General features: G+C 64.9%; 13 protein-coding genes. 4 read left to right on the top strand and 9 right to left on the bottom strand.

Annotated elements, in window-relative coordinates; genetic code table 11:
• The first annotated feature begins 57 nt into the window (after window positions 1-57).
• Together RND78_RS03410 and tldD are read left to right on the top strand one after the other, a co-directional pair.
• Window positions 58-894, top strand: coding sequence for a carbon-nitrogen hydrolase family protein (locus tag RND78_RS03410; RefSeq protein WP_312726074.1), 837 nt, complete (start codon window positions 58-60; stop codon window positions 892-894).
• Window positions 895-1020: 126 nt separating this feature from the next.
• Window positions 1021-2466, top strand: a complete 1446-nt coding sequence (gene tldD, locus RND78_RS03405) for a metalloprotease TldD (RefSeq protein WP_312726072.1) — start codon at window positions 1021-1023, stop codon at window positions 2464-2466.
• Window positions 2467-2501: 35 nt separating this feature from the next.
• On the opposite strand, the gene yjgA is transcribed toward tldD, so the two are convergent.
• Window positions 2502-3026: a ribosome biogenesis factor YjgA gene (gene yjgA / locus RND78_RS03400; protein ID WP_312726071.1), complete on the bottom strand. Its 525-nt coding sequence runs from the start codon at window positions 3024-3026 to the stop codon at window positions 2502-2504.
• A gap of 92 nt (window positions 3027-3118) precedes the next feature.
• Here yjgA and pmbA point away from each other — a divergent pair, with 92 nt between their 5' ends.
• On the top strand, window positions 3119-4468 hold the full coding sequence (gene pmbA / locus RND78_RS03395; protein ID WP_312726070.1) for a metalloprotease PmbA: 1350 nt from the start codon (window positions 3119-3121) through the stop codon (window positions 4466-4468).
• Window positions 4469-4691: 223 nt separating this feature from the next.
• Complete coding sequence (locus RND78_RS03390) at window positions 4692-5306, top strand: superoxide dismutase (RefSeq protein ID WP_058760135.1); 615 nt, start codon at window positions 4692-4694, stop codon at window positions 5304-5306.
• Window positions 5307-5383: 77 nt separating this feature from the next.
• Here RND78_RS03390 and RND78_RS03385 read toward each other — a convergent pair whose 3' ends face one another.
• The 8 genes from RND78_RS03385 to lptC all read right to left on the bottom strand — a co-directional run bounded on the left by RND78_RS03385 (window position 5384) and on the right by lptC (window position 10848).
• Window positions 5384-5656: an HPr family phosphocarrier protein gene (locus tag RND78_RS03385; protein WP_295463536.1), complete on the bottom strand. Its 273-nt coding sequence runs from the start codon at window positions 5654-5656 to the stop codon at window positions 5384-5386.
• A gap of 33 nt (window positions 5657-5689) precedes the next feature.
• Window positions 5690-6544 (bottom strand): RNase adapter RapZ, encoded by an 855-nt coding sequence (gene rapZ, locus RND78_RS03380; protein ID WP_312726063.1) that lies wholly within the window; start codon window positions 6542-6544, stop codon window positions 5690-5692.
• Between the two features lies 1 nt (window position 6545).
• Window positions 6546-7010, bottom strand: a complete 465-nt coding sequence (gene ptsN / locus RND78_RS03375) for a PTS IIA-like nitrogen regulatory protein PtsN (protein WP_295463539.1) — start codon at window positions 7008-7010, stop codon at window positions 6546-6548.
• A gap of 18 nt (window positions 7011-7028) precedes the next feature.
• A complete protein-coding gene (hpf, locus tag RND78_RS03370; RefSeq protein ID WP_312726058.1) occupies window positions 7029-7337 on the bottom strand; it encodes a ribosome hibernation-promoting factor, HPF/YfiA family in 309 nt (102 codons plus the stop codon).
• An 88-nt stretch (window positions 7338-7425) separates the two neighbouring features.
• Window positions 7426-8922 carry an RNA polymerase factor sigma-54 gene (locus tag RND78_RS03365; RefSeq protein ID WP_312726055.1) on the bottom strand — a complete coding sequence of 499 codons (1497 nt, stop codon included), beginning with the start codon at window positions 8920-8922 and terminating at the stop codon, window positions 7426-7428.
• A 102-nt stretch (window positions 8923-9024) separates the two neighbouring features.
• A complete protein-coding gene (gene lptB / locus RND78_RS03360; protein WP_312726054.1) occupies window positions 9025-9753 on the bottom strand; it encodes an LPS export ABC transporter ATP-binding protein in 729 nt (242 codons plus the stop codon).
• Window positions 9750-10289: a lipopolysaccharide transport periplasmic protein LptA gene (gene lptA, locus RND78_RS03355; RefSeq protein ID WP_059226486.1), complete on the bottom strand. Its 540-nt coding sequence runs from the start codon at window positions 10287-10289 to the stop codon at window positions 9750-9752. Before lptA ends, lptB begins: the two co-directional genes overlap by 4 nt.
• Entirely contained in the window at window positions 10276-10848 is a 573-nt protein-coding gene (gene lptC / locus RND78_RS03350; protein WP_312726051.1) for an LPS export ABC transporter periplasmic protein LptC, read from the bottom strand. The genes lptA and lptC overlap by 14 nt, the downstream gene beginning before the upstream one ends.
• Between the last annotated feature and the right edge of the window lie 62 nt (window positions 10849-10910).

Here is a 10910-nt window from a genome sequence, read left to right as displayed (position 1 = left end):
CATTGCCCTACCGCCGCGCTGCCGCCTAGGATGGACGCTCCTGTCCGGAGAGTGCGCATGTCCATAGCCATCCTGCAGATGGTCAGCGGTCCCGCGGTGGCGGCCAATCTACGGGTCGCCGAGCGCTTGCTCGAACGCGCCGCCAATGCCGGTGCCCAACTGGCGGTATTGCCGGAGAACTTCGTCGCCATCGGTCACCCGGCCCCCGCCGAACTGGCCCGGGCGGAGGCGTGCGGCGAGGGTGAAATCCTGCCCTGGCTCGCCCGCCAGGCACGCGAGCGGGGTTTGTGGCTGCTGGCCGGCACCCTGCCATTGCTGCCCGACGGCGTGCAGCAGGGCAAGCCCTGCGCCTGTTCCCTGCTGTTCGACGACCAGGGCCGCCGCGTCGCTCGCTACGACAAGCTGCACCTGTTCGATGCCGACGTCAGCGATGGCCAGGGCAGCTATCGCGAATCCGATCACTATGCGGCCGGCGAGACCCTCACCGTGGTCGACACCCCGGTCGGCCGCCTGGGCATGACCGTCTGCTACGATCTGCGCTTCCCCGAACTCTACGGCGCCCTGCGCACCGCCGGGGCGGAGCTGATCAGTGCACCCTCGGCCTTCACCGTACCCACCGGCCAGGCGCACTGGGAGTTGCTGCTGCGCGCCCGCGCGGTGGAGACCCAGAGCTACCTGCTGGGCGCTGCCCAGGGCGGCGTGCATGCCAATGGCCGTACCACCTGGGGCCATGCCATGGCGGTGGACCCCTGGGGCGAGGTGCTCGCCGTGCAGGCCGGTGGCGAGGCGGTCCTGCTCATCGAGCGGGATGCCGAGCGCCAGGCCGACCTGCGTCGCCGGATGCCGCTGCAACAACACCGCCGCTTCGCGCCCGCGCGCCTGGCCGGCGCCTGAATGGCTGAACGCCAATGACGGCCATTGGTCATTTGCATCAGAGACCCGGACTCGCCGCGCGTAGGCTAGCGACTAGGTGCACCCCTTTCATCGTTCCGACGCCTCCTGGCGTCGTCTGGAGTTTCCATGAATGATTACCTGACGAGCGTCGGCTCGGCCCTGCTGAGCCCCGGCGGACTGGCCGTCGACGATCTGCAACCGGTGCTGCAGCGCCTGGCCGGTCCCGGTATCGACGCCGCCGATCTCTACTTCCAGAGCATCGTCTCCGAGTCCTGGCTACTGGAAGACGGCATCGTCAAGGAAGGCGGCTTCCACCTCGACCAAGGCGTCGGGGTGCGGGCGCTATCCGGCGAGAAGACCGGCTTCGCCTACAGCAACGCCATCACCGGCGAAGCCCTGGACCTCGCCGCCCAGGCCGCGCGGTCCATTTCCCGCAGCGGCGCTGAGGGCCGCGTCCAGGCGTTCCGTGCGGTGGAGCCGACGCAGCGTCTCTATGGCCAGGACAACCCACTCGATGTGCTGGATCGCGCCAGCAAGGTCGCCTTCCTGCAGCAACTGGACGAGGCCACCCGCGCCCTCGATCCGCGCATCCAGCAGGTCACCATCAGCCTGGCCGGCGTCTGGGAGCGGACCCTGGTGGCCGCCGTCGACGGCACCCTGGCCGCCGACGTGCGCCCCCTGGTACGCCTGGGGGTGAGCGTCATCGTCGAGCAGAACGGCCGCCGCGAGCGCGGCAACAGCGGCGGCGGTGGACGCAGCGACTACCGCTATTTCCAGGTCGACGACCGCGCCCTCGGCTATGCCCGCGAAGCCGTGCGCCAGGCACTGGTCAATCTGGAAGCCACCGCGGCCCCGGCCGGTACCCTGCCGGTGGTGCTGGGCGCCGGTTGGTCCGGCGTACTGCTGCACGAGGCGGTCGGCCACGGCTTGGAAGGCGACTTCAACCGCAAGGGCAGCTCCAACTACAGCGGCCAGCTCGGTCGCCAGGTGGCCTCCTCGCTATGCACCATCGTCGACGACGGAACCCTGCCGGATCGGCGTGGCTCGCTGTCCATCGACGACGAGGGCACCCCCAGTGGCTACAACGTGCTGATCGAGAACGGCATCCTCAAGGGTTACATGCAGGACAAGCTCAACGCCCGGCTGATGGGCGTGGCGCCCACCGGCAACGGCCGGCGCGAATCCTACGCCCACCTGCCGATGCCGCGCATGACCAACACCTACATGCTCGCCGGCCAGAGCGATCCGGCCGAGATCATCGCCTCGGTGGAAAAGGGCATCTATTGCGCCAGTCTGGGTGGCGGCCAGGTGGACATCACCAGCGGCAAGTTCGTCTTCACCACCAACGAGGCCTACCTGATCGAGAACGGCAAACTGGGTCGCCCGGTGAAGGGCGCCACCCTGATCGGCAACGGGCCCGAGGTCATGAACCGGGTATCCATGGTCGGCAACGACCTGGCCCTGGATGCCGGGGTGGGCACCTGCGGCAAGGACGGCCAGTCGCTGCCGGTGGGCGTGGGTCAGCCGACGCTGAAGATCGACGCCATCACCGTGGGCGGCACCGGCGCCTGATGCCGATGCCGGCCGTGGCCAGAGCCAACGAAAACCTAGCGCAGGCCGCGCTGGGTCTCGTCGAGGGTGCGGATGTACTTGAAGACCTTGCGCGCGGCAGCGGGCGGCTTGTTGTGCGCCGCCTCGTGCTGGGCATGGCGCACCAAGCCGCGCAGGTGCTGGCGGTCGGTCTCCGGGTACAGCGCCACGAAGGCCTCCAGCGCCGCGTCGCCCTCGGCGATCAGGCGGTCGCGCCAGCGCTCCAGGGCGTGGAAGCGCTCGTTGTACTGCCGGGTCGAGCTGTCCATCTGGTCGGCCAGCGCCAGGATGGCTTCCAGGTCCTGGTCGCGCATCAGCTTGCCCAGGTACTGCACATGCCGTTTGCGCGCGATGTGCGTCTTGTGCTTGGGCGCTTCCGCCAGCGCCTTGCGCAGCGGATCGGTCAGTGGCAGGCGGTCCAGTTGCTCGGCCGGCAGGCCAGCCAGGCGTTCACCGAGGTCCTGCAGCGCATGCAGCTCGCGCTTGACCTGCGTCTTGCTCTTTTCGCCCAGCGGCGCGTCGTCGTCGTAAGAATCAACCATGAACTATGGGGTCCAGCTAAGAATGGGCGCCATCATAACGAGTTGCCGCACGGTTGTCCGGCCTGGCCGGCGCCGTCCGTAAGGAGAACGTCATGAATCGCAACGCTGCCGTGGGTCCCGCCGCGCTTCCCGAATTGCGCGAGCAGGTCGAGGTTATCCTCGCCGAAGCCCGCCGCCAGGGCGCCAGCGCTGGCGAGGTGGCCGTCTCGGTCGACCAGGGGCTGTCCACCTCCGTCCGCAAGGGCGAGGTGGAGACGGTCGAGTTCAACCGCGACCAGGGCTTCGGCATCACCCTTTACGTGGGCCAGCGCAAGGGCTCGGCCAGCACCTCCGCCACTGGTCCGGAGGCGATCCGCGAGACGGTGGCGGCAGCCCTGGCCATCGCCAAGCACACCTCGGAAGACCCCTGCGCGGGGCTGGCCGACGCCGAGCTGATGGCGCGCGGCGAGTTGCCCGATCTCGACCTCTATCATCCCTGGGACATCACCCCGGAGCAGGCCATCGAGCAGGCGCTGGCCTGCGAAGCGGCGGCTTATGCCGCCGACAGTCGCATCGGCAATGCCGACGGCACCACCTTCAACACCCACCAGGGGTGCCGGGTGTACGGCAACAGCCACGGTTTCGTCGGCGGCTATGCCAGTACCCGCCACAGCCTGAGCTGCGTGATGATCGCCGGCAGCGGCGAGGCCATGCAGCGCGACTACTACTATGACGTCAATCGCGTCGGTAGCCAATTGCTGAGCGCCGAAGAGATCGGTCGCCGCGCCGCCGAGCGTGCCGTGAGCCGCCTGGGCGCACGGCCGGTGCCCACCGCCAAGGTGCCGGTGCTGTTCTCCCCGGAGATGGCTGCTGGGCTATTCGGTACCTTCCTCGCCGCCATTTCTGGCGGCAACCTCTATCGCAAGTCCTCCTTCCTCGAAGGCGCCCTGGGGCAACAGCTGTTTCCCGCTTGGCTGACCCTGGACGAAAGACCCCACCTGCCACGCGCCCTGGGTAGCGCGGCCTTCGATGGCGAGGGCCTGGCCACCTATGCCAAGCCCTTCGTCGAGAACGGCCAACTGGTGTCCTATGTGCTCGGCAGCTACTCCGCGCGCAAGCTGGGCATGCAGAGCACCGCCAACGCTGGCGGTGTGCACAACCTGCACGTCAGCCACGGCGCCGCCGACCAGGCCGAGCTGATCCGCCAGATGGGCACGGGCTTCCTGGTCACGGAAATGATGGGGCAGGGCACCAACCTGGTCACTGGCGACTATTCCCGCGGTGCGGGTGGCTTCTGGATCGAGAACGGCGAGATCCAGTTCCCGGTCCAGGAGGTCACCATTGCCGGTCGGCTGGGGGACATGTTCCGCCAGATCGTCGCCGTCGGCAGCGACGTGGAGCGTCGAGGCAGCCTGCGGACCGGCTCGGTGCTGATCGAGGGCATGACCCTGGCCGGGAGCTGAAAACGACATCCGGGGAGCCGCCGTGAGAAAATCCGGTCGAATTCGAGACAGCTCACCCCGATACTCGTTAGTATCCTAGCAATGCACTAGGACATAGCCCGTTCGGTCGGATCCTTTGACCGAACGGGCCTACGGTCAGTCGGGGCGCTACTGCGCACCAGCCGTACTTCCCGTCGCCTCGCCGCGACGGGTCCATACCAAAGCCACCATGGAGACAATCCGTATGTCGCACACTCTGCCTCAGCTGCCCTACGCCTACGACGCGCTGGAACCGCACGTCGATGCCCAGACCATGGAAATCCACCACACCAAGCACCACCAGACCTACATCAACAACCTGAATGCTGCGCTGGAAGGCACCGAGTTCGCCAACCTGCCGGCTGAAGAAGTGGTTCGTCAGCTGGACAAGCTGCCCCAGGACAAGCGTGGCGCCGTGCAGAACAACGGTGGCGGCCATGCCAACCACAGCCTGTTCTGGACCGTGATGGCCCCCAACGCCGGTGGCAAGCCCGAGGGCGCCCTGGCCGAGGCCATCGAGTCCCAGTTGGGCGGCTTCGACGCCTTCAAGGAAGCCTTCACCAAGGCTGCCCTGACCCGCTTCGGCAGCGGCTGGGCCTGGCTGAGCGTCACCCCCGCCAAGAAGCTGGTGGTGGAAAGCACCGGTAACCAGGACAGCCCGCTGATGACCGGCAACACCCCGATCCTCGGCCTGGACGTCTGGGAGCACGCCTACTACCTGCGCTACCAGAACCGTCGTCCCGAGTACATCGGCGCCTTCTTCAACGTCATCAACTGGCCGGAAGTGTCCCGTCGCTACGAAGCGGCGCTGAACGCCTGAGTCGACGTGCAATAGAAAAAGCCGCCCTAGGGCGGCTTTTTCATGGATGAACGTCAGGGCCTGGTTACGGATACCGGTCATTCACCTTCGTCGAAGTAGTTGTTGATCAGCTCGACCAGGGCGCGCATGGCTTCGTCGCTTTGCTCGCCCTCCGTTTCCAGCTGCAGCACCGTACCCTTGCCGGCGGCCAGCATCATGACTGCCATGATGCTCTTGCCATCGACCGGCGGCTCGCCACTGCGGCCTACCCGCACGCTGGCGGGAAAGCGTCCGGCCACGCCGACGAACTTGGCGGCCGCGCGGGCATGCAGGCCCAGCTTGTTGATGATGGTGATCTGTTGGGCAGGCATTGAGTCTGTCCTTGTCGAAGCGAAAAACGGGCGTCAGAGATCGCGATGACGGATCTGGACGTTCTTGAGCAGGTCTTTGAGTTCGCGACCCAGGCGGTCGGCCAGGTAGACCGAGCGGTGATGGCCACCGGTACAGCCAATGGCGACGGTCACATAGGACCTGTTGTTGGCCGCGAAACGCGGCAGCCACTTCACCAGGTAATCGCGGATGTCATTGTACAGGGTCTCTACCTCGGGCTGTTGCTCGAGATATTCCCGCACCTGGGCGTCCAGACCGGAAAAGTCGCGCAGTTCCGGTTTCCAGTAGGGATTGGGCAGGAAGCGCACGTCGAACACCATGTCCGCATCCACCGGCAGGCCTCGCTTGAAGCCAAAGGACTCCACCAGGTAGGCGGTACCGGGCTCCGGCGCGTTGAGCAGGCGCAGCTTGAGCATGTCGCGCAGCTGATAGAGATTCAGGTGGGTGGTGTCGATCTTCAGGTCGGACAGGTCGGCGATGGGCGACAACAGCACCTGCTCATCCTGGATGGCTTCCGCCAGGGATCTTTCCTGGTTGGACAGCGGATGCCGACGACGTGTCTCGGAAAAGCGCTTGAGCAGCGTCTGGTCGTCGGCGTCGAGATAGAGAATATCGCAGCGGATGTTGCGACTGCGCACCTGTTCGAGCAGTTCGGGAAAGCGTTGCAACTGACTCGGGAGATTGCGTGCATCGATGGACAAGGCGACCTTGGGTTGTGGTCGCTCCATGTCGGTCAGAGCATGGTGGGCGAGATCGGGCAACAGGCTCGCCGGCAGGTTGTCGATGCAGTAGAAGCCATTGTCCTCAAGCACGTTGAGCGCCGTACTCTTGCCCGATCCGGAACGTCCGCTCACGATGATGAGGTGCATGTCAGTGTCCGCTCTGGGCCTCGACGACGATCTGATAGAGCGCCTGGCTGTCCTTGGCCTTGCGCAGCCGGTCGCGGATGTCCGCGCGATCCAGGATACCGGCGATCTGGCGCAACAGGGTAAGGTGTTGCTCGGTGGCGGCTTCGGGCACCAGCAGGACGAACACCAGATCCACCGGGGCACCATCCAGGGAATCGAAATCCACCGGGTGTTGCAGATGGAACAGCACGCAAAGGGGTTGCTGCAGGCCGGCCAGGCGGCAATGGGGGATGGCGATGCCGTTGCCGAAGCCGGTGGAGCCCAGGCGTTCACGGGCCATCAGGCAATCATAGATGTGCTGGGCATCGTGGCCGGGCAGTTCCTGCGCGGCCAGTTCGGCGATGCGTTCCAGTACGGCTGCTTTGCTGCCTCCCGGCGCACCCGTCTGGGTGCGACCGGGGGTCAGGATGTTTTCGAGTCTGATCATAAAGCGGCGATCAAAGCCTCAGCGGATGCCTACGCCCTGCTGACGTTCGATCGATTTTTCCTTGTGTTTAATCAGTTGGCGGTCGAGCTTGTCGGCCAGGAGATCGATGGCGGCATACATGTCGTCATGCTCGGAGTTGGCGACCACGGCGGCGCCGGCGACGTGGAGAGTGGCTTCGGCTTTCTGCTTGAGCTTGTCGACTTCGAGAATGACCTGGACGTTGGTGATCCGGTCGAAGTGTCTTTCGAGGCGGGCGAGTTTCTCGCCGATGTAGTCACGCAGGGCGTCTGTCACTTCAAGCTGATGGCCACTGATGTTGACTTGCATACCGCTTCTCCTTATTGCCGGGCTGTGTCGGCGAAGCTGCTCGCCGACAGGACAAGGGGCGCTCGGCTACGGTCGCGACCAGGAGACGTCAGATCAGACGCTTGCGTTCGCTGGAGGGAGCGATACCCAAGGATTCCCGGTACTTAGCCACCGTGCGACGAGCGACTTGGATACCTTGCGATTCCAGTAAACCAGCGATCTTGCTGTCACTCAACGGCTTTTTCGCGTTTTCCGCCGCCACCAGTTTCTTGATGATCGCGCGGATGGCGGTGGAGGAGCATTCGCCCCCCTCGGCGGTGCTGACGTGGCTGGAGAAGAAGTACTTGAGTTCGTAGATGCCACGCGGGGTGTGCATGAATTTCTGCGTGGTCACCCGCGAGATTGTCGACTCGTGCATGCCCACCGCCTCGGCGATGTCGTGCAGGACCAGCGGCTTCATGGCCTCTTCGCCGTATTCGAGGAAACCGCGCTGGTGCTCGACGATCTGGGTCGCCACCTTCATCAGGGTCTCGTTGCGGCTCTGCAGGCTCTTGATGAACCAGCGCGCTTCCTGCAGCTGGTTGCGCATGTAGGTGTTGTCGGCGCTGCTGTCGGCGCGTTTGACGAAGCCGGCGTACTGGGGATTCACCCGCAGGCGCGGCACCGCTTCCTGGTTGAGTTCCACCAGCCAGCGCTCGTTGTGCTTGCGGACGATGACGTCCGGCACCACGTATTCGGCCTCGCCGGATTCGATCTGGGAGCCCGGTCGCGGATGCAGGGTCTGGATCAGCTCGATGACCGGCTTGAGTTCCTCTTCCTTGATCTTCATGCGCCGCATCAGCTGCGCGTAGTCACGGCTGCCGAGCAGATCCAGGTAGTCGCCGACCAGGCGCTTGGCTTCACCCAGCAGGGGGAGGGTGGCCGGCAGCTGGGCCAGCTGGATCAGCAGGCACTCGCGCAGGTTGCGCGCGGCGACCCCGGCGGGCTCGAACTGCTGGACGCGACGCAGCACCACCTCGACCTCGTCGAGATCGACCTCCAGTTCCGGGTCGAGGGAGGCGTGGATGTCCTCCAGGCTCTCCTGCAGGTAGCCGTCGGTGTCGATGCCGTCGATGATGGCCAGGGCGACCAGGCGATCAACGTCCGACATGGGCGCCAGGTTGAGTTGCCAGAGCAGGTGGGTCTGCAGGCTCTCGCCGGCCGAGGTGCGGGTGGTGAAGTCCCACTCGTCGTCGTCGTTGCTCGGCAGGCTGCTGGCGCTGGTCTGGTAGATGTCTTCCCAGGCGGTATCCACCGGCAATTCGCTGGGGATGCGATCGCTCCAGTCGGAGGGCTCGTCGGCCATCTCGCTGGTGGCGACCGACGTCTCCTTGAAGTTGATCTCGGCGCTGCCGGGGTTGGCCAGTTCATCGCTTTCGCTCAGGGGTTCGCTCTGGTCGAAGTCTTCGCCTTCCTCCTGGCGCTCGAGCATTGGATTGGATTCCAGGGCTTCCTGGATTTCCTGCTGCAGATCGAGCGTGGAGAGCTGGAGCAAACGAATGGCTTGTTGCAGCTGCGGCGTCATCGTCAGCTGCTGGCCCATCTTGAGGACTAGCGATGGTTTCATGGCTGCGGAATTACACCTTGTCTACCGACGCGAACAGCGCCACCGAACCTCGCGAAACCTGCGAGCGTTAGCAAATTATATGCCTTGTTTTGCCCTGTTTGCCTAGAGGCGGAATTCGTGGCCCAGGTAGACTTCCTTCACCAGGTCGTTGGCGAGGACTTCCTCGGCGGTGCCTTCGGCGATGAGCTGGCCGTCGTTGACGATGTAGGCTGTCTCGCAGATGGTCAGGGTTTCCCGGACGTTGTGGTCGGTGATGAGGACGCCGATGCCCTTGGCCTTGAGGTGGCGGATGATCTGCTTGATGTCACCCACCGAGATGGGGTCCACGCCGGCGAAGGGTTCGTCCAGCAGGATGAACTTGGGCGCCGTGGCCAGCGCGCGGGCGATCTCGACACGGCGGCGTTCGCCACCGGACAGGCTCATGCCACGGTTGTCACGGATGTGGGTGATGTGGAATTCCTGCAGCAGGCCTTCCAGCTCGCGCAGCCGCCCGGCCTTGTCCAGGTCCTTGCGGGTTTCGAGGATGCCGAGGATGTTGTCGGCCACGGTCAGCTTGCGGAAAATCGAGGCTTCCTGCGGCAGATAACCGATCCCGGCGCGGGCCCGGCCGTGCATGGGCAGGGCGGTGACGTCCTGGTCGTCGATCAGCACCCGGCCCTGATCGGCCTTGACCAGGCCGACGATCATGTAGAAGCAGGTGGTCTTGCCGGCGCCGTTGGGGCCGAGCAGGCCGACGATCTGGCCGCTGTCGATGCTGAGGCTGACGTCGCGGACGACCTGACGACCCTTGTAGCTCTTGGCCAGATGCTGGGCTTTGAGCGTTACCGTCATTGTCCCTGCCCCGGCTGCTGGTCCTTGGGCTGGATGACCATGTCGATCCGCGGCCGCGGCGTGGTGACCTTGCTGCCGTTGGCGCGGCCGGCATTCACGATCTGGCGCTGGGTGTCGTAGACGATCTTCTCGCCTTCGAAGGTGTTGCCCTGCTGGACCACCTTGGCCTGGTCGATCAGGATGATGCGGTTTTCCTGGGCGAAGTATTGGATCGTCAGACCATAGGCCTTGACGATGTCCTTGTCCGCCGAGGGCTTCTGCTCGTAGTACGCCGGCTTGCCCACGGCGGTGGCGACCTTGATGTTGCCCTGGTTGTCCTGGGTCAAGGTCACGGTGTTGCCGGTGATCTTCATGCTGCCCTGGGTGATGACCACGTCACCGCGATACACGGCCACGCCCTGCTTGTCATCGAGTTCGGCACTGTCGGCCTGCACGCGAATCGGCTGGTTGCGATCGGTCGGCAGGGCCCAAGCCGCGGCACTGCCCAGGGTAGCGCCGAGGGTGAACAGAAAGGGGAGGGTTTTAACGAACCTCATACTGGCCTCTTACGTTGGACAGCAGGAGCATTCTGCCGTCTTCTAGATAAGCTTTCATGCCTTTGGCCGTCGTCACCCCATTGGCAGCGTCGATTCTAACGGCTTGCTCTGTTTGCGCATATTGTTTGTCGGGAAAGACCGTCATACGAGTAGTGGTCAGCACCACCGGGCGGCCTTTCTCATCGGTTCGCTCCACGCGCACGTCGTCGATCAGCTCTGCCTGGCTGCCGCCAGGCGCCACTTCGGCCCGGGCGCTGCGGATATGCCAGGGAAAGTCGGTCCCGCGGAAGGCCAGCATGTCGGGGCGAGTCACCAGGGTGACGTCGGTGGCCTTGACGTGTTCGCTGCGCTCGGCCTTGAGTTCGTATTGCACCTTGCCGTCCAGGCGATACTGAATCGTCCGCGTATTGAGCGCATAGCCATCGATGGCGTTGTCTTGCGGATTCGTCGAGGACGGGGCGTCGACGAAGCGCTGCGGCAGGATGTTCCAGTAGCCGATCGCGATGAGCGCGGCGGCGATCAGGACCAACAGCACGGGGCGGCGCAAACTGCCAAACATGAGGCTACCTGTAGTGGGCCGCGCAAGGTGGCGGCGGTTGAACACGTTTTTCGAGCACAGCG

The sequence above is a fragment of the Pseudomonas oryzihabitans genome (assembly GCF_032027545.1).
GTDB classification, from domain to species: Bacteria; Pseudomonadota; Gammaproteobacteria; order Pseudomonadales; family Pseudomonadaceae; genus Chryseomonas; species Chryseomonas oryzihabitans_F.
This window is presented reverse-complemented; position numbering and strand designations above follow the sequence as displayed.